Source organism: Pelotomaculum sp. FP (assembly GCF_004369245.1).
GTDB classification, from domain to species: Bacteria; Bacillota; Desulfotomaculia; order Desulfotomaculales; family Pelotomaculaceae; genus Pelotomaculum_C; species Pelotomaculum_C schinkii.
Genome location: NZ_QFGB01000048.1, coordinates 14,748 through 33,270 on the forward strand (window position 1 = coordinate 14,748; position 18,523 = coordinate 33,270).

General features: G+C 48.2%; 14 protein-coding genes, 1 tRNA gene, 1 other RNA gene and 1 CRISPR repeat array. Of the genes, 15 read left to right on the forward strand and 1 reads right to left on the reverse strand.

The genetic code is table 11. From position 1 onward, the window contains the following. Together Psfp_RS15880 and Psfp_RS15885 are read left to right on the forward strand one after the other, a co-directional pair. A complete protein-coding gene (locus Psfp_RS15880) occupies positions 1-1,152 on the forward strand; it encodes a SpoIIE family protein phosphatase (RefSeq protein ID WP_134219523.1) in 1,152 nt (383 codons plus the stop codon). A gap of 60 nt (positions 1,153-1,212) precedes the next feature. After that, on the forward strand, positions 1,213-1,842 hold the full coding sequence (locus tag Psfp_RS15885; protein ID WP_134219524.1) for a CBS domain-containing protein: 630 nt from the start codon (positions 1,213-1,215) through the stop codon (positions 1,840-1,842). Between the two features lie 36 nt (positions 1,843-1,878). Here Psfp_RS15885 and Psfp_RS15890 read toward each other — a convergent pair whose 3' ends face one another. Continuing rightward, on the reverse strand, positions 1,879-2,262 hold the full coding sequence (locus tag Psfp_RS15890) for a response regulator (protein WP_134219525.1): 384 nt from the start codon (positions 2,260-2,262) through the stop codon (positions 1,879-1,881). A 985-nt stretch (positions 2,263-3,247) separates the two neighbouring features. Here Psfp_RS15890 and Psfp_RS15895 point away from each other — a divergent pair. The 13 genes from Psfp_RS15895 to cas6 all read left to right on the forward strand — a co-directional run bounded on the left by Psfp_RS15895 (position 3,248) and on the right by cas6 (position 16,088). Beyond that, complete coding sequence (locus Psfp_RS15895) at positions 3,248-4,486, forward strand: M48 family metallopeptidase (RefSeq protein ID WP_243120719.1); 1,239 nt, start codon at positions 3,248-3,250, stop codon at positions 4,484-4,486. Positions 4,487-4,592: 106 nt separating this feature from the next. Further along, on the forward strand, positions 4,593-4,715 hold the full coding sequence (locus Psfp_RS22550) for a hypothetical protein (protein WP_282432443.1): 123 nt from the start codon (positions 4,593-4,595) through the stop codon (positions 4,713-4,715). Positions 4,716-4,999: 284 nt separating this feature from the next. Further along, positions 5,000-5,089 (forward strand) — tRNA-Ser (locus Psfp_RS15900). Between the two features lie 74 nt (positions 5,090-5,163). Further along, positions 5,164-5,428: signal recognition particle sRNA large type (ffs, locus tag Psfp_RS15905), an RNA gene on the forward strand. Between the two features lie 856 nt (positions 5,429-6,284). Continuing rightward, complete coding sequence (dnaX, locus tag Psfp_RS15910) at positions 6,285-8,057, forward strand: DNA polymerase III subunit gamma/tau (protein ID WP_134219526.1); 1,773 nt, start codon at positions 6,285-6,287, stop codon at positions 8,055-8,057. Positions 8,058-8,083: 26 nt separating this feature from the next. Then, positions 8,084-8,398, forward strand: coding sequence for a YbaB/EbfC family nucleoid-associated protein (locus tag Psfp_RS15915; protein WP_134219527.1), 315 nt, complete (start codon positions 8,084-8,086; stop codon positions 8,396-8,398). A 3-nt stretch (positions 8,399-8,401) separates the two neighbouring features. Continuing rightward, entirely contained in the window at positions 8,402-9,004 is a 603-nt protein-coding gene (recR, locus tag Psfp_RS15920; RefSeq protein ID WP_134219528.1) for a recombination mediator RecR, read from the forward strand. A gap of 587 nt (positions 9,005-9,591) precedes the next feature. Then, complete coding sequence (cas10, locus tag Psfp_RS15925) at positions 9,592-12,018, forward strand: type III-A CRISPR-associated protein Cas10/Csm1 (RefSeq protein WP_134219529.1); 2,427 nt, start codon at positions 9,592-9,594, stop codon at positions 12,016-12,018. Next, the gene (gene csm2 / locus Psfp_RS15930) at positions 12,015-12,560 is read left to right on the forward strand and encodes a type III-A CRISPR-associated protein Csm2 (RefSeq protein ID WP_134219530.1); all 546 of its coding nucleotides are present in this window, start codon (positions 12,015-12,017) and stop codon (positions 12,558-12,560) included. The genes cas10 and csm2 overlap by 4 nt, the downstream gene beginning before the upstream one ends. Positions 12,561-12,573: 13 nt before the next feature. Beyond that, positions 12,574-13,269: a type III-A CRISPR-associated RAMP protein Csm3 gene (gene csm3, locus Psfp_RS15935; protein ID WP_134219531.1), complete on the forward strand. Its 696-nt coding sequence runs from the start codon at positions 12,574-12,576 to the stop codon at positions 13,267-13,269. Beyond that, entirely contained in the window at positions 13,244-14,185 is a 942-nt protein-coding gene (gene csm4, locus Psfp_RS15940; RefSeq protein WP_134219532.1) for a type III-A CRISPR-associated RAMP protein Csm4, read from the forward strand. The genes csm3 and csm4 overlap by 26 nt, the downstream gene beginning before the upstream one ends. Next, complete coding sequence (gene csm5, locus Psfp_RS15945; protein WP_134219533.1) at positions 14,182-15,318, forward strand: type III-A CRISPR-associated RAMP protein Csm5; 1,137 nt, start codon at positions 14,182-14,184, stop codon at positions 15,316-15,318. Before csm4 ends, csm5 begins: the two co-directional genes overlap by 4 nt. Before the next feature lie 23 nt (positions 15,319-15,341). Continuing rightward, positions 15,342-16,088 carry a CRISPR-associated endoribonuclease Cas6 gene (gene cas6 / locus Psfp_RS15950; protein WP_134219534.1) on the forward strand — a complete coding sequence of 249 codons (747 nt, stop codon included), beginning with the start codon at positions 15,342-15,344 and terminating at the stop codon, positions 16,086-16,088. A 197-nt stretch (positions 16,089-16,285) separates the two neighbouring features. After that, positions 16,286-18,409: a CRISPR direct-repeat array (repeat unit 36 nt; unit sequence ATCAAAAACAAAAGACCCCGTTAAGGGGACGGAAAC). Positions 18,410-18,523: the final 114 nt, after the last annotated feature.

Here is an 18,523-nt window from a genome sequence, read left to right on the forward strand (position 1 = left end):
GTGTCCTTCTATCTGGATATAGGGTACTCCCAGTTGAATAAAAAAGGGGAGGAGCTCTGCGGGGATTCCGTTGAGACACTCCGCTCGGATGATGTAACGGTTATTGTACTTGCCGACGGCCTGGGAAGCGGTGTGAAAGCCAATATTCTTTCCAGGATTACGGCAAAAACTGCTGCCACGATGCTGAAGATGGGGTGCAGTGTAGATGAGGTTTTGGAAACAATTGCTGTAACCCTGCCGATGTGCAAGGTGAGGAAACTGGCCTATAGCACCTTTTCAATCCTGCAGATCGACAATAACGGGCAGGCTTACCTGGCTGAGTTTGACAACCCGCACGCTTACTTGGGAAAGAAAGGTTCTCTTTACTACCTTAACAGAGACCGGCGCAGGATAGGTGATAAAGAAATAGCTGAAGCCCGCTTTAAGCTGGAGGAAGGCAATTGGCTGGTCCTGATCAGCGACGGCGTGCTCCACGCCGGCCTGGGGGGGGTGTTGAACCTCGGTTGGGGCGAACTGGAGGTCGGCAAGCACATTAAGGACCTGGCCGCGAAGGGTTATGACGCGGCTGATTTGGCCCTTGAGGTTATAAAAAAGTGCAATGAGCTCTATGGGGGCAAACCGGGTGACGACGTAAGCGTGGTGGCTGTCAAGTATCGAAAATTGCGCACTGTTACAGCGCTTGTCGGTCCTCCGCGCAATCCTGCCGATGATCGCAAAGCGATTGCGAAGCTTCTGGCAGCAGGTGGTAAAAAGGTGGTATGCGGCGGGACCACCAGTAAGATAGTCAGCCGTATAACGGGTAAAAAAGTGGAGGTCAACCTGGCCGGCAGCTCGGAAGAAGTGCCTCCCACCGGTTTCATGCAAGGGATAGATCTGGTTACCGAGGGCGCCATCACACTTTATTGTGCGTTGCAATTGTTAAAGAAAGGGGTCAAGTTAAGAGATGTAAATCAGGCCCTGGACGGCGCCAGTCAGCTGGTCTCCGAATTTTTGCAGGCTGATGAAGTGCATTTCATTGTCGGACTGGCAGTAAACCAGGCCATGCATTATCCAGGCTTTCCTCTGTCCTGTGTTATGAAAAACCAGACGGTCAGAGATGTGGCCGAAATGCTGTTGAGTATTGGTAAAAAAGTCACCATAGAGTATTTTTAAAACACATATAGAAAAAAGAGCATTGATTAAAAGATTTTTTTGTAGTTTGGGGGTTAGACTTTGTTTGTACGTGATTATATGTTGGCGGCGCCTATTACAATCGGCATGGACAGCTCTGTTGCCGAAGCGCTGGAGATTATGGAAACAAAAAAAATTAGACAGTTGCCTGTTGTCTCCGGGGACAAGCTGGTTGGCATGGTGACAGAAAAGCAAATTCTAAAAGTTTCTCCGTCACCGGTCAGTTCGCTTAATGTTTTTGAAACCAGGTATTTTCTTGAAAAATTAAAGGTATCAGAGATTATGTCCGGGTTTCCCCTTGCTTTGACGCCGGACACGACTATTGAGGAAGCCGCCGTGTACTTAAGGGAGCACAAACTTGGGAGCGTTCCGGTGTTGGATGGGGACCGTTTGGCGGGCATTATCTCTATTACCAATATCTTTGACGCCATGGTCAAGTGCCGGGAATACGACCTGACGGGTACCATCCTGATTATAGAGACCATGGACCGGCCGGGCCTGCTGGCAGATGTCCACCAACTGCTCAGCAGCGCCGGGGTGCGGGTCAAAGAAACCATATATCACGTCAAAGAAAATAAGCAGGCTAAAATTAAATTAAGGCTGGCCACGTCTGTCGGCCGGCAGTTGGTGGAAGGTCTGGAAAATATGGGCCTAACCGTAACCGCTGATTAAGAAATTACTGCAGACAGCCTGCTTATTGCGGCCTGCTCAGCTAACCGCCAGGCATTGTGAAGTGGTCAGTTCATTAACGATTTCCAGCACCTTAAACAGGTCGAAGGGCTTGGTGATTAACGTACGGTAGCTGTTGGCAGGTGGGAAGTTTCTTGCATCAGGAATAGAGCCGGACATAATTACCACCGGGATTTCTTGAAACTTTTGATTTTTATGCATGGCCTCCACCACAGCGCGGCCGCTTACCCGGGGCATGCAGAGATCAACAAGCACGATGTCGGGGAGGGGGCCTTTTTCCAGTTGCTGTAATCCGCACAAGCCGTCCTGGCAGGTTCTGACCTCATGTCCCTCTTCACTCATGGCAATCTTAAGTACAAAAGCAATATTAGGTTCATCCTCCATTATCAAAACACGGGCCATAACTGGGTCTACCTCCTTAGATGATAATTAAGTGACTTATTTCATTGTTTGTGTTCTAATGAGGTGTTATACGATTTTGACCTAAGGTCAAATATGTCTTTGGCTCCATCCTATCCGTGTGGAAGGAGGGAATTGAGGGGCTTGGACTTTCGTCATGAATCTAGTATACTACCAAGGTAAAGTGAAGCATGTCGGGATCTGTCATCCCCCGGGAATTTTCTTTGTCTATTTCCAAGGCCTAAAAACAGGTATTTTCAATGTGCGGGGCTCTTTGCAACGCTCTTGTTGTCGTATTGTTGACATGGTAGTGGAGAAAAAATATGAGAAGTGTCGATATGGGGATGGCAATGTCAAAATTTTTTTTATATATTCAGCAGGATAATTTTCGTAAGTAGCCTTGAAGAAAACTGATTTTTATGCTATTCTTTATTTAAGCACCATCCTTACAGTGACTCAGGTTGCACTGTATTGCAAGACGTCGGAGTATTTTCGAGTGTTTGTTGCAAGAAGTAGACCAGTCTATAGGGTAGTGTTTTTTTAGTCTCAAATCAGTGCTTTAGGGATTCCAAAGAAAGGTTATTTGTGTATTTAAGCGCCAAGGAGGATTTAGAGCGTAACCTATCACAGTCGTTCCGTTGATGAGTCAGGTTTGAAGAGCGTCTTCAAAGGATCGGTATTCAGACTGGGAAGCGGGAACAGTAAGCTGTAAGGATGGTTGCTTTACTAAGGGAGAAGGCCTGAGCCTTCTCCTTTTAAATTTAATATGGGATAATCATAAGTAAGGCGGGATAATCATAACTTAGGCGGTGAAAGTTAATATAAACGGGCGTAAGGCATAAGGCGTTGGGCGTATAGAAAGGTGTATTCCTTGTGGACTCTACAACCGTGAATTTTTCAAATCAAGGTTATTAAGTAACAAGATAATTTTTCTTTACGTCCTATGCCCTATGCCCTATGCCCTACGACCTCTTTGGGGGGGTAGAGTTTGCCTCGATTTAATCATATCTGGCTTATACTGATATTACTGGCTGGGGTCTTCAGCCTCTTATACCTCTGGTTCTCCCTCTTCCCCGGACGCATAAATCCGGAGGTTTTGCAGTACTTCAGCCCGGATCAGGTAGCCCGCGGCCGCCAGTACAACAGGATACCAAACCTGTTGTCTGCCGGCAGCTTCCTGGTACAGGCGGTCTTTCTGATCTGGCTGGTCTTTGGCAGCCGGGCTGTCTCACTGTCCCGGTGGGCTCAACAGGTTGCCGGTGGAAGTTACTGGGGGGGCGTTTTGCTGTTCTTTGTGGTGTTATGGCTGCTGTTGCGCCTGTTAGACCTGCCATTTACTCTTTCCAGCAGTTATTTTTGGCAGCAGCACTGGGGATTTTCCACCCAGAGCCTTGGCTCCTGGTGGTTCGATTACTTGAAGGGAGAGGGGCTGGACCTGGCTCTTTCCGCAGTGGGAGTGGTCTTGCTGTTTCTGGCAATGGGAAGGTGGCCGGGGACTTGGTGGGTCGCCGGAGCTGCGTTTGTCTCAGCCTGGTTGATAGTTCAATCCTTGATCTGGCCGGTGGTGGTATCGCCGCTTTTCAACCGTTTTGTCCCGGCCGGGGACCCGGAGCTGGTAACCATGGTCCAGGAACTGTCGCAAAAAGCCCGGCTGCCGGTGGACCAAGTGCTGATTATGGATGCCAGCCGGCGCACCACCCGTGCCAACGCCTATTTTGCCGGGGTGGGGCAAACCAGGCGTATTGTACTTTACGATACCCTGCTGGCTGATTATCCGCCTGATGAGGTGAAGGCGGTGGTGGCCCACGAGATGGCGCACTGGCGGCTGGGTCATATAACGCGAGGTCTGACCTGGGGTATTCTCGGTACTATCGTACTCTGGGGTGTCCTCTTTTTGACACTGAGAGCGACCCTGCCGCCGTACTTGCGTTATCCGCCGCACACCTGGGCGGTAATACTGTTGTTCTTTTTGCTGGTTGGTTTTGCCGGCAATCCCCTCCAGAATTATTTTTCAAGGGGAATGGAAAAAGAGGCCGACCGCATGGCGGTGGAACTGACCGGCGACCCGGCCGGAGCAGTACACCTGCAGGTGGACCTGGCTGGCAGGAACCTTTCAGACGTGGCCCCGGCGCCATTTGTGGAGTGGTTCAGCTACAGCCACCCACCCGCCATGAAACGAATCAATGATATCCTGCAGTATGACCGGCAGCAGCCTTTGCCTGAATAGAATAGACAATCTGCCAAGCAGTCTTAATGGACTTCTGCTTAGTCATTTTCATAGTACTTTTCTATTGGGTCGGGCGAATTTGTACCTTACATATGGGAAGCGCTTTGTGCATGTTTTCAGGGTAGTTGCTCACGCCGCTATCGCGGCGCCACGTATCATGAAAATACCAGCCGATGTAGGCGCCATTTCAATCGCACACGGCGCGTCAGCGCCGCACTTGGGCATCTAATGCAACTTTTGTGCGAATGAATTTACACCTGCATTTTCAGGAGAGGGAAAATGTAGGCGCAAATTTTTTGTGGCTTGCGATTAAAAAATAATGGTTGATTCATTCGGACCCAAAGAAATACAGATATACCCACGTCCCACGTCCCACGTCTCAAAACGCTTGCATTTAAGCGCGTTTACATGTATAATAATCTACGCCGCAGTGTTGCTTGCGGTTTAGATGAATACATTGGGCGCAAGCGCGGCTAGTTTTTCCGGCTTGGCCCGGCATAAGACGTAGTGCACGGAGAGATGGCCGAGTGGATGAAGGCGCACGCCTGGAGAGCGTGTGGACGGGTAACTGTCTCGTGAGTTCGAATCTCACTCTCTCCGCCATAAATTTACCTTCTTAGTACAGCTGCTGTTTGCTTACAAAACGGCAGGCCTGTCCCCAAACTTTACAGAGTTGGCCGTGCTAGACGGGGAGGTAGCGGTGCCCTGTACCCGCAATCCGCTGCAGCGGGGTTGAATTCCCGCCCCAGGGTTTAGCTTGTGGGGTCCGGCAGCCGTAAGGAGCGTTGAAGATTGGGTCTCGTGCGACGGGGCTTCTTGAACCGTGTCAGGTCCTGACGGAAGCAGCACTAAGGGAAATACCCCGGGTGCCGCGAGAGTGCCTGGTCCGAGCCACCTGCGGGTGTACCGCCCGGAAGCTAATATTCGAAGGCAGGTGCATGGCCTTCATTTATTAACCGCCTCCAACTTGGCAGGCGGTTTTTTAATACCCTAAATTTTCTTCCTGTTCTTCTTCCCGGTGTTTTTTGTTGCGCACGTAAACCGTGGCCGTAGTATTTGGGAGCCTCGTTCTGTAGTGTAGGCTCACTAACCTTAAAGGGAGAGGTGTAGAAGGAGCTAAGCGGTTCACGAATGAAGCTTCCTTGACAACACACCTCCTTGGTTTTAGCTTAGCCGGGCTTAAACATAATTATTACATAACAGGGAAATATGGTTTGAGCGACGAAGTATATAGGCAGAATAAATACAATGGGAGGCATATGTCTCGTCATCTGCCTCGCTTGTTTCAAGGATATCGCTCGAAAAGGCTTGACTTGCGGGCTTGGGGCAAAAAATAGCCGTAGGTCGTAAGGCGTAAGGCGTAAAAAATAATAGCAGGGGCTCATCCCCCTACCTTTTTTAATAACCTTACACCCTACGCCTGACCCAGATACAAGTCAGTATAAGCCTACGCCCTACGACTGACCGGTAAGAAATGCAGTATAAGCCTGCACCTGGGTGCGTTCCTTAGCGCGTGCGTTGCTTGCAGAAAAGCTTAAATAGCGCGTAGCTACCGGATGGCTGTCTGTAGATGCGGTCGGCATACGCTCTTGTTTTACAAATGGAGAATTGCAAAGAGAGCGGAGGTTAACCCCAAGCCCACTACCCCAAAGGCTTTTCGAGAAACAATTAACAATGACCTTGCGATACACCCAAATTATGTTGGGCTACAAAATTATTTTTATGTTAATTCGCACCATTTAAAGACAGCCCAGAAAATTGTTCTCAGGGTGGATGAGGGCTGGAAAGGAATTTGAGGATGGCATATCGGGCATTGTACCGGGAATGGAGGCCCCAGGCCTTCGGCGCGATAATCGGTCAGGATCACATAACCCGTACGCTTAAGAACGCGGTGGAGGCCGGGCGGGTGGGACACGCCTATCTTTTTTGCGGCGCCAGGGGCACCGGTAAAACCACCACCGCCAAGGTGCTGGCCAAGGCCTTGAACTGCCTGCAGCCGGTGGGTCCCGAGCCCTGCAATCGCTGTGACAACTGCATTGCTGTCACGGAGGGGTTTTCCGTTGACGTTATTGAAATAGATGCGGCTTCCAACCGGGGTATCGACGAAATCCGGGACTTGCGTGAGAAGGTTCAGTTCACCCCAAGCACCGGACGTTTCAGAGTTTACATCATTGATGAAGTGCATATGCTCACCAACGAGGCCTTCAACGCGCTCTTAAAGACGCTGGAGGAGCCTCCCCGTCATGCGGTACTGATCCTGGCCACAACCGAGCCGCATAAAATACCGCTGACTATTTTGTCCCGCTGCCAGCGCTTTGATTTTAAACGGATCACTCCCGCCGGCATAATCGGGAGGCTTAAGGAAGTAGCTGCCGGCGCACAACTGGAGGTGGAGGATGAGGCGCTTCGCCTCATTGCCAGGGCCGCCGAGGGCGGGCTGCGGGATGCCCTCAGTCTGCTGGACCAGGCCGCGGCTTTCGGGTCATTGACCATAACAGCAGAGGACGTTCACAACCTCCTGGGGACCGTGCGGGTGGATGCCCTAAACAAGATGGCGGGTTACCTGGCTGCCGGTGAAGCGGGCGCGGCGCTCCGCCTGGCCGGCCAGCTAACAGCCGAGGGGAAGGACTTGCGCCTTTTTGCCAGGGAAATGGCGGCCTACTTGAGAGCTCTTCTATTAGAAAAAATAGCGCCGGGTTCAAATGCGCAAGAGGCCTGGGATACCACAGGGCTCAGAGCCTGTATGGCGCAGTTCAATGAAGAGAGACTGGTAAAGTCAGTTCAAATCATGGCTGCCGCAGAACAGGAAATGAAGTGGAGCACCCTGCCCGGTATTGCCCTGGAACTGGCGCTGATCAAGGCCTGCCGGCAAGCCGGCGGGGAAGATTTGGCTTCTCTTACCGCAAGACTCAACGCTTTGGAAGAGAAGCTAAGCAAGCTGGGTGCGGAGGGGGTTGTTTATGGAGAGCGGCCGGTCCGGGAACCTGCGCCAAACAGCAAAGCCATGGAACCAGGACTGAAAAAACGGGATCCGTCCGGTTTGGAGAAGGACGCCGGTGTATCTAGTACACCCCTGCATGCAGAACGGAAGGGAAGGCCGGGTTCGGTGCCGGCGAAGGCTGCGTATCAGCCTGCGCCTTCTTCACAGGAAGCGGTTCAGAATATGCCAACACAACCGGAACCCGAAGCAGGCGGACTTGTCGGCCTGGAAGAGGTCAAGAAGTTATGGCCGGAAATTTTAGAGGTAGTCCGGAAGGAGCGCCTGCCGCTTTACCACAATTACTTGAAGGCCGTTCCCCTTGCCGTTAAGGGACGGGGATTGGTGGTCGGTTTCCCCGAGGGGGATGAATTGGGCAGAGAGATTGCAGAGCTTCCAGACAACAAAAATTATCTTGCCGGGCTCCTTTCCAGGTTTTTTAAGGGAGAATGGCAGGTGGTGTTTAAACACTATCAGGGCAAGATAAGCATACCTGAGCCAAGGCAGGCGCCCAAACCAGCCATAGTAGACGTCAAAAAGCAGTTTGGCGGAGAGGAAATAGAGCTCGAAGAAGGTTCAGACAAGCTCTTTTAAAACGAAAATAAAAGGGGGACGATTGAATAATGGGTGGCAATATGAACAAGATGATGAAGCAGGTCCAGAAGATGCAGCAGGATATGATGAGGCTGCAGGAAGAACTGGCCAACCGCACGGTGGAGAGCACAGCCGGCGGGGGCGTGGTCAGGGTGACGGCCAACGGTAAAAATGAAATTACAGCAATAGAAATAAAGCCTGAGGCGGTAGACCCGGAAGACGTGGAAATGTTGCAGGACCTGGTCCTCGCTGCTGTCAATGAGGCTCTTAAGAAGGCGCAGGATATGGCGTCCCAGGAAATGGGCAGACTTACCGGCGGTCTTAAAATACCCGGCCTATAGTAGATGAATTACTACGCCAAGCCGGTCGCCCGTCTTATTGATGAACTGGGGAAACTCCCGGGGATCGGCCCGAAAACAGCCCAGCGCCTGGCCTTTCATCTCCTGCATGCCCCGCCCGAAGTAGCCGCCAACCTGGCCAAGGCCATGCAGGAAGCCAGAAATGCCATTCACCACTGTAGCCTGTGCGGCAACCTGACCGATGTGGACCCCTGTTTTATCTGCGGGGATGAACGTCGCAGGCGTGATAGTATCTGTGTGGTGGAGCGCCCCAGAGACGTGGCCTCGATGGAGAAAGCCAGGGGGTTCAGGGGGCTTTATCACGTGCTGCATGGGGCCATCTCCCCGATGGAAGGGGTGGGACCGGAACAACTGAACATCAGGAACCTGCTGAAACGCCTGTCGGGCGGGGAAGTAAAGGAGGTGATCCTGGCCACCAACCCCAATGTGGAAGGTGACGCCACGGCCCTCTATTTGTCCGCTCTGATCAGGCCGCTTGGCATCCGCGTGACCAGGCTCGCCCACGGCCTGCCCGTGGGAGCCGATTTGGAGTACGCCGATGAGGTAACTCTGGGCAGGGCGCTGGAAGGCAGGCAGGAAATGAAATAGGAATAATTTTCATGCACAATTACAATAAATTCATGTCAGGGGAAACAAAATTATATCATTGGTAAAATAAGTTATATTATAGCATCATGGTCAGATGAAATCCTTCTGAGCATGATTTTTTATTTAGAATAAAGGATCTCGAATATTGCGAGGTCGTTATGAAAAAACAACTCATGTTTTAAGTAAACTTCAATGTGTTGCACTAAGCGAGTTTGGTTGCTATAAATAAATTTGCTCGGTGCTTACAGTAGGCTTTCCCAGTCACGTCTGCCGTGATCTAGAGATGAGCGCCACCAAAGAGTCAGGTGAAAAGACCATCTTCCGGTTATATATAAAAAATGCTAGGCCTATACCATCTGTTAACCCGTTCCCTTGAATTGTCAAGTTGCTAAATGTATAAAGAACTCCTCTAGAAATCGAGTTTTATAGGATTATATTAAGAAGAAATATATAAGATATAAATACCAGTAAAAAAGTAAAACTATCCACTTTAGTATGACATTGCCAGAATTTTTTGGTAAAATATAAATAGTACCAATTGAATTTATAATTAGATAAATAGCTGTTAATTTGAATGGGGTGGTAATTTGCATGATCTAGTAAAAAGTGTAACCATTGCTGGCCTTTTACACGATATCGGCAAGGTTTTGCATCGTGGAACCAATGTTGACGGCCGCGCCCATAGCATTTCCGGCCGTGAATGGATTAATAAATTTACTGATGAGCAGACCATCCTGGACTGTATTAGATACCATCACCACCAGGAAATAGCCGGGGCAAAATTAAAAACAGATAGTGCAGCTTACATAGTGTATCTGGCTGACAATATATCATCAGGTGTTGACCGCCGGGAAATTGAGGGTGAAAAAGCGGTCAGTGGATTTGACAAAAATAGGTCCCAGGAGTCTATTTACAATCTATTGAACAATTCAAATGGGAAGGCTGCCCGCAAAGTAGCTGCGATCAATGAAAAAATAAATTACCCGCTAGATGTAAAAGATTATAATCCGGCATCAGATTATAACCGTATCATTTCTGGCATGAATGAAAGCTTGTCCGGCATTAATTTTCAGGACGAATATGTTAATTCTTTATTGGAGCTATCAGAAGCCTATTTATCCTATGTACCTTCCTCTACATATTTGGGAGAGATCGCAGATATATCTCTCTTTGACCACTCTAAGATAACAGCGGCTCTGGCTGCCTGTATAGCACAGTATTTAGAAAACCACCAAAGAGCTGATTATCAAAAGGAGCTTTTTAAGAACAGACACAGTTTCTACCAGGAAAAAGCCTTCTGTCTGTTCTCCTGTGATATTTCGGGAGTTCAGCAATTTATTTATACTATCTCTTCCAAGGGAGCCTTAAAAGGGCTGCGGTCTCGTTCTTTTTATTTGGAACTGCTGTTGGAAAACTTGGCGGACGAAATTCTCCGTGCTTGTTCTCTTTACCGTACCAACCTTTTATATACCGGCGGTGGACATGCCTATATTTTACTGCCCAATACTGCAAAAGCCCGCAATAATGCTGCAGAGGCTACTCAAAATATTAACCGTAAGCTGATGGAATATTTCGGAGCCCGCTTGTATGTGGCATACGGCTTACAAGAATGCTCGGCTAACGAATTGATGAATAAGACCGAGGACCCTGAGGGCTACAGCAATATTTTCCGTAGCCTGGCCGCTCAAGTAGCGGAGCGCAAGTTGCGGCGTTATTCTGCTGAAGATTTGCGGCAGTTAAACAACAGCCCGACGGACAAGGCGGGGCGTGAATGCGGAGTGTGCGGGGTCTCCAGCCGTCTGGAGGAAAGAACGGAAGGCGTCTTTTGCCAAACCTGTGCTGCGTTTACTGATACCTCCCGCATGCTGATCGAACCGGATTCAGTTTTTGTAGTAGCCAACCAGGAATTAAACGGGCCCTCTTTGCCGCTTTTTTCGAGCCGGGGAGAGGAATTGTATTTTTACGCCTTTAAAGTAAACAAGGTTAAGGAGCTTCTGCAAAAAAGCCCGGATAAGGTGGTACGCATATACAGCAAGAATACTTACCGGACCGGCTTTACTCTGGCAACCAAACTTTGGCTGGGGGACTATGCGGCAACCAATCAGGATGGGGACTTAAAAACCTTTGCAGAACTGGCTGCAAGTTCAGGAGGCATCGGAAGGCTCGGGGTGTTGCGGGCGGATGTGGATAACATGGGCGCCGCCTTTGTCAGCGGGTTTGTCAGAGAAAAGGCAACTGAAAACAAATATAGATATCTTACTCTGTCCCGCACTGCAACCCTATCGCGTAGCTTATCCATCTTTTTCAAATACTATCTCAATGACTTGCTGGCTAATGGAGGAGAATTCAACCTGCTAGCCCCGGCTAAACAACGCAATATAGTGGTTGTATATTCGGGTGGTGACGACTTGTTCCTGGTAGGAGCATGGAACGAAGTACTCTCGGCGGCCATTGATATCCGCAGAGCTTTTGCCCGCTATACCGGTAATACACTTACCTTGTCAGCGGGCTTTGCCATGTTTGAGTCCGGCTATCCCATTGCTCGGATGGCAGCTGAAACAGCTCAGCTAGAAGACAGCGCTAAACACCACCGGTACCAGGGTAAAGTAAAAAACTCCATCTCTCTCTTTGGGCTGGAAATGGGTGGGGGACAACTGATAGCCCAACACACCTATGATTGGGATACCTTTGAAAACCAGGTGTTGGGGGAAAAGTATACGGTTATTGACAGTATATTTTCCGGCGGCGGGGATTACGGCAACAGTTTCTTGTACAACATCATCGATTTGCTGCGGCAGGCGGAGAGCGATACGATTAATATAGCCCGTTTAGCCTATTTGCTGGCCAGACGGGAGCCTGATCATAAAGCTGATGATGAATTAAAAAGAAATTACCGCAATTTTTCGCAGTGTGTTTACCGTTGGACATTAAAAGATGAGGATAGGCGGCAATTGATTACAGCGATAATGATCTATATCTACTATAACCGTGATGTAAAGGAGGAGCAGGCATGAGTGGTGACTTTAAGGAAGCATTCAGGAAGGCAGGCCATGATAGTGCGCAATCACAACCAGCTAAACCTCAAATTAGGGAAACCTATAATGCTGGCAAGGCAGGCTATAGGGGCGCGCAACCACAGCCCGCTCAGCAAGTGCGCGCCCAAGCTGCCACAGCTAAATTCGTACTGGAGAGAAACTATACGTCGCAAGCTGAGCAGATCATTCAGGAACTAAAGGGGTCAAGGACTTATCAGCAATTTACCACCAGCAAGATCAGAAATATATTGGCACAGGTCAGTGAAATCTACAACGATGTTATCGCTGGACACGATGATGTTTTAAGTCCGGACATGCAGAGCCGCATAGAATACCTCAAAGTGCGGCTGGTCTACGAATGCGGGCGGGAGCCGTATGTGGTCAAGCCGTTTGTAGATAAGGCAGGGCTGCTTGAATTACTGAACAACATAGGTGACAGCCGTGATGATTTTATTAAATTTTCCCGCTATATGGAAGCGCTGGTAGCCTATCACCGCTTTTATGGCGGCCAGGATAAGTAAGGGGGAAGCGTATATGTACGGAAAAATACTAATCAAATGCAAAATGACAGTTTTAACCGGCATGCATATAGGTGGTTCATCCGCTTTTTCCGCTATCGGCGCGGTAGATAGTCCGGTCGTCAGGGATAGTTTGACCGGTGAACCGATGCTGCCGGGTTCCAGTCTCAAGGGTAAAATGCGCACCTTGTTGGCCAAGAGTATCAAAAATCATTACATTACTCAGGAATGCGCCGATGATCCCGAAGAAATAAAACGCCTCTTCGGCTCGGCAGGCGACAATCCACGGAAAGCGAATACTAAGGCTGCGCGATTGCAGTTTGCCGATGCTTTCCTGGTGAATGCTGAAACGCTTAAAAAACGCGGCGGAATGACTGAAGTTAAGTTTGAGAACACAATTAGCCGCCTCACGGCTGTTGCTAATCCACGGCAAATTGAAAGGGTGGTAAGGGGTTCCGAATTTGCAATCAATATGGTTTACGATATGGAGGATGCGGAGGTTCTTAAAACCGATTTTGCAAACATTGCCAAAGGCTTAAAGCTAATATCTATGGACTACCTGGGCGGACATGGCTCCCGGGGCTATGGCAAGGTAGCCTTTGCGGATTTTACAGTTGCGGTCAGAGAGGGAAAATGCCCCGAGGATGTGAATGTACTCCTAGAAATTTTGAAGGAAGTGGAGGAATATGGAGCATTTTCTTTACAGGCTTAATTTTACAACCGCCTTGCATATAGGGAAGGACTCGGGGGGAACCTCGTTAGATGACAGCCAGGTGGGCATACATGCCGATACTCTTTTTTCCGCGCTATGCTGTGAAGCGGCCCGGGATGACCGGATTGCCAAGCTGGTTAATTATTTTACCGATGGCACGCTGACCATATCCGACGCATTGCCTTATGATAAGGATGATCTTTTCCTTCCCCGTCCAATTTTGTTTGTAGGCAATAAAAAGCATGAAGGGGACGCTAGTTTAAAGAAGGCATTAAAAGGCGTGGAATACGTTCCTCTGTCTTTTTTTCAGGAATATCTGCATGCGCTGGACCAGCCTCAATTAAATCTGGATAAACTCAAATACAAGTTTGGCCGGTTAATTGTCAGCGCCCGGGTGGCCGTAAAAGGCAACAACCCGCCTTTACCATATCACATTGCCGCCTGGAAATTCACACCCGGCTGTGGGCTGTATATAATTGTCCGTTCCGGGCATGAGGAAGCTTTGAATACTTTTACTGCTTTACTGACTGGCCTGGGCTTGTCCGGAATTGGCGGCAAACAATCGTCCGGCTGGGGAAAGTTTGAGGTGCGTCAAAGTCATGTGCCTCCTGAGTTGATAACATTAATTGAGGATAACAAGGCCCAATATCAGATGTTGCTGGGTACTGCCTTACCGGTTGATAACGAGCTGAATGAGGTTTTGGCTAACAGCTGGTACACGCTTGTCAGGCGCGGCGGCTTCATCCGCTCCGAAAATTATGCTCCCGGGCAACTGAAAAAACGTACTATGTATATGCTGGCGCCCGGCTCCTGTCTGCGCCGCAGGTTTAGTGGGGGGATGTATGATTTATCTGATAACGGCGCCCACCCTGTGTGGCGTTGCGGTAATACTCTTTTTGTGGGGGTGAACTTATGAAATATGGTCATCTCGAAAGGCTTAATATTACCCTGCGCTCACTGTCGCCGGTTTTCATTGGTTCAGGAGAGCGCCTCAACAAAAAAGAATATATATTTGATGCGCATAAGGGTGTAATATATTTTCCGGATTTTCCCCGCTTAGTAGCTTTTTTGAAAAGCCGTTTACTGCTACCCAAATATGAAGAGTACCTGACACAGACGCGCCACAATGATTTCAGGGCCTTTTTAAATGAAAATAGAATAATTGAGGCTGACTACCCGTCATTTATCAGCTACAGCATAGCTGCGGGTGAAGCCTCCCAGGCGATTAACTTTCGTGAAGTGCTAACCTTCATCAAAGACTCCGAGGGACATCCTTATATCCCTGGTTCCAGCATCAAAGGGGCTATCCGTACCGCACTGGCTGCCTACCTGATAAAAAAAGGCGACTGGGATAGACTGAGGCTGGAAATTGAGGGGGCTGATAGCTCTGTAAACGCGCGTAAGTACCTTGCGAGGGAAACCAGCGCCCTGGAGAAGAGAATTTTTTACCGCCTGGGAATTCAAAATCCTAAGGATGGTCAATTAATACACAGTCCAATTAACGATTTAATGCAGGGCATCAGGATCAGTGACAGCGCCCCTTTAAGCTTTGAAAACCTGGTATTAACAGGCAAGTACGACCGCAAGCCGGATGGCGCCGTCAACCGCTTGCCGATATTTAGGGAATCCTTGAAGCCAGGCAGCGAGGCACATCTGACAATGACCCTGGATAAACCCATGTTGGCTAAAGTTGGCTTAAATTTAAAAAGCATTGAGGATGCTTTGCACAGCTTTGCCGATGAGCATTATGCTAATTTCGAACAGTGCTTTGCGGAATCCTCTGAGGACGCTCTAGTGTCAGCCCAGCAAGGAGTCGATATCATTCTGGGCGGAGGAGTTGGTTATGTATCCAAAACCATTACCTACAACTTGTTTCCGCAACGAGAGCAAGCGGTAGCGCTGGCAACGCAAATAATGGTCAAACAATTCCCCCGGCACGGGCATTCCAAAGATGCTGCTATGCATCAAGTATCACCTCATATATTAAAGACGACTATGTATGCAGGACAATATTATCAAATGGGCAGATGTGAACTAATCCTGGAATAACTGCTAATGTAAGGGAAGTAAAAATGTTACAAAAAATTATCGTGCAGTGCAAATATGGAGGAGATCAAAGAGCCAACTACAATTGGGGCTCACTTTTTCATGGTGTTCTGATTAAAGCCCTGCCGTCGGAAATAGCCGAACTGCTTCACCATAGCCGGCTGCGGCCGTTTTCTCAATATGTTTTACCCCAGCCCGGCCATCAATTGACCTGGACTATAGGCTTATGGGAGACTGATATAGCAAATCATCTTGTTCAGGCTGTTATGCCATTGACTCAGATTGAGTTGCAACACAAAGGATTAACTTTGGAAGTCACTGGAGCCCAGAGAATCAGCCAAAGTGAGCAGGAATATTTCAGCCGGTTTTTTACGGCAGACGCACCTTGCCGGCGCTATGAGCTAGAGTTTTTAACGCCTTGTACCCACAAACAGAATGGTGAATATGTTTTGTTCCCCAGCACAGAATTGATTATTAACAGCATTAATAAGCGCTACAGCGCTTATGTGCATGATGTGTCTCTGGATGATCCTCAAGCCATGGAGCAAATAGCACGCCATACACGAATAGTCCGTTACTCCTTGAATTCGATTGTTTATTATCTGGAAAACACCAAAATTAGCGGATATATGGGGCGAATAACGTTGGTTGTCAGTGGACCTGAGCAACTCGCCCGACTGGCGGGAGCCTTGCTCACCTTTGCCGAGTATTGCGGACTTGGTGTAAAAACAGCATTAGGAATGGGAGCCGTAAGAATTAAGCAAATAGTTTAGTGATATTATTGGGAATTACGGTGAAACTCTCAATTGAGCGCCGCAATAAGCAAAATGGAGCAATATTAAGCAAGTAAAAGAAAAAATGATATGATTTTTTACGGATGGCCGAGAGTATGGAAATTAAAGTCAAATATATCTTTTGCTCCGCAAACTATATTTTGAGAGCAGGTCCAATGAGGTTTGGCAAAGACAGTATCAAAAACAAAAGACCCCGTTAAGGGGACGGAAACTGTCTTTGGCGGGTTCGCCGTCCAATTCGATAACCCTGAAAAATCAAAAACAAAAGACCCCGTTAAGGGGACGGAAACCCCCCCTCTAATCAACGTACAAACCTGCTAATTCCATCAAAAACAAAAGACCCCGTTAAGGGGACGGAAACTTCCAGTTTGCCGTTTTCGGTTTCCTTTGCAATGAATCAAAAACAAAAGACCCCGTTAAGGGGACGGAAACGCGGTTTCTGGTTTTATCTCTTCGGGTGTGAATATATCAAAAACAAAAGACCCCGTTAAGGGGACGGAAACTGAGTACATCCTCTTGAAGCATTTAGCCGAATACGAATCAAAAACAAAAGACCCCGTTAAGGGGACGGAAACTCCTTATCAACCCGCTTTGAGAAACCAATATCAAAGATCAAAAACAAAAGACCCCGTTAAGGGGACGGAAACGCGTCCCCAGGTCGTTATATTTGCTGATCAAGCCTAACACATCAAAAACAAAAGACCCCGTTAAGGGGACGGAAACACCGTCATCCAAATGAAGCTTAACTCGGCTTTGGCAGATCAAAAACAAAAGACCCCGTTAAGGGGACGGAAACTGACCGTGCGTACCCATTTCTTTGTCTTGGGGTTCCATCAAAAACAAAAGACCCCGTTAAGGGGACGGAAACGCCCCAGCCAGCTTCGATGCCCCCGCCAGCTTTGAATCAAAAACAAAAGACCCCGTTAAGGGGACGGAAACTTGCTGGTTAGGGGAGGTGATACAAATAGCCCGTAAATCAAAAACAAAAGACCCCGTTAAGGGGACGGAAACTCCTTATCAACCCGCTTTGAGAAACCAATATCAAATCAAAAACAAAAGACCCCGTTAAGGGGACGGAAACTCCCGTCCGTTTGGATTGCTACAATAGTTTTATTATCAAAAACAAAAGACCCCGTTAAGGGGACGGAAACTTTTTCATAGTTCTGATACTCATCAACACTGGGTTTAATCAAAAACAAAAGACCCCGTTAAGGGGACGGAAACTTAGTCCTCCGTTTTTGTCAAAGTAATTTTTCATCATATCAAAAACAAAAGACCCCGTTAAGGGGACGGAAACGTAATCCGCAGGGTGCGCATCGAATAAGCCCCTTTGAATCAAAAACAAAAGACCCCGTTAAGGGGACGGAAACCAAAAAACCTTTCGTAAAAATCCCGTCTGTATCAAAAACAAAAGACCCCGTTAAGGGGACGGAAACGCTTTACGGCTGACGGTAACGCCTGTCAAGTTAATAATCAAAAACAAAAGACCCCGTTAAGGGGACGGAAACATGTTTGGTGTCAAAACGTAGGTAATATTTGCGCTTTGGTAGATCAAAAACAAAAGACCCCGTTAAGGGGACGGAAACTGCTGTACGGGTTTTGATTTCAACCATATCAGCATGCGAATCAAAAACAAAAGACCCCGTTAAGGGGACGGAAACTCGATTCTGTGATTCAAGGTATCAAGCCGCTGATTACATCAAAAACAAAAGACCCCGTTAGGGGGACGGAAACTCGTCGTCCTTGAGGTCGGCAATAATTTCATCTTTTGCATCAAAAACAAAAGACCCCGTTAAGGGGACGGAAACTTGTGCGACACGCTCCTCTAACGTCATCTTTTTCAATCAAAAACAAAAGACCCCGTTAAGGGGACGGAAACTTCATTCTTTTCGATAACGAGATAGTCCGTGCTTGCATCAAATCAAAAACAAAAGACCCCGTTAAGGGGACGGAAACAGTACATTTGCTTGATCTCGCTGACAGGGACAAGATCAAAAACAAAAGACCCCGTTAAGGGGACGGAAACGTTTCTCTGCCCACGCCTGGGCTTCCTCTGCCATCAAAAACAAAAGACCCCGTTAAGGGGACGGAAACCCTTCCATTAATTTTTCAATGTCAACCTTTAAGGATCAAAAACAAAAGACCCCGTTAAGGGGACGGAAACGACGCTTACTATATCACCCTCTACTGCGTAAAATCAAAAACAAAAGACCCCGTTAAGGGGACGGAAACTTTACCAGAAGCCCATTCGGACTGGTATATGAATCAAAAACAAAAGACCCCGTTAAGCCCAGCGGTAAAATGTCAAGCCCACTTTAAAAAAGAATTGGAAAAAATATTTCATTATGCGAGACAAAAGAATATAACAAACTAAGCCCAGAAAATTACAATATCTGGGTCTGAGAGGGTGGTCC

What these genes read in the sequence shown, in the direction of transcription:
- recR (WP_134219528.1), top strand. Translation starts at nt 8,402, where the DNA reads ATGAATTACTACGCCAAGCCGGTCGCCCGTCTTATTGATGAACTGGGG.
- csm4 (WP_134219532.1), top strand. Translation starts at nt 13,244, where the DNA reads ATGGAGCATTTTCTTTACAGGCTTAATTTTACAACCGCCTTGCATATA.
- csm5 (WP_134219533.1), top strand. Translation starts at nt 14,182, where the DNA reads ATGAAATATGGTCATCTCGAAAGGCTTAATATTACCCTGCGCTCACTG.
- csm2 (WP_134219530.1), top strand. Translation starts at nt 12,015, where the DNA reads ATGAGTGGTGACTTTAAGGAAGCATTCAGGAAGGCAGGCCATGATAGT.
- dnaX (WP_134219526.1), top strand. Translation starts at nt 6,285, where the DNA reads ATGGCATATCGGGCATTGTACCGGGAATGGAGGCCCCAGGCCTTCGGC.
- csm3 (WP_134219531.1), top strand. Translation starts at nt 12,574, where the DNA reads ATGTACGGAAAAATACTAATCAAATGCAAAATGACAGTTTTAACCGGC.
- Psfp_RS15890 (WP_134219525.1), bottom strand. Translation starts at nt 2,262, where the DNA reads ATGGCCCGTGTTTTGATAATGGAGGATGAACCTAATATTGCTTTTGTA.
- cas6 (WP_134219534.1), top strand. Translation starts at nt 15,342, where the DNA reads ATGTTACAAAAAATTATCGTGCAGTGCAAATATGGAGGAGATCAAAGA.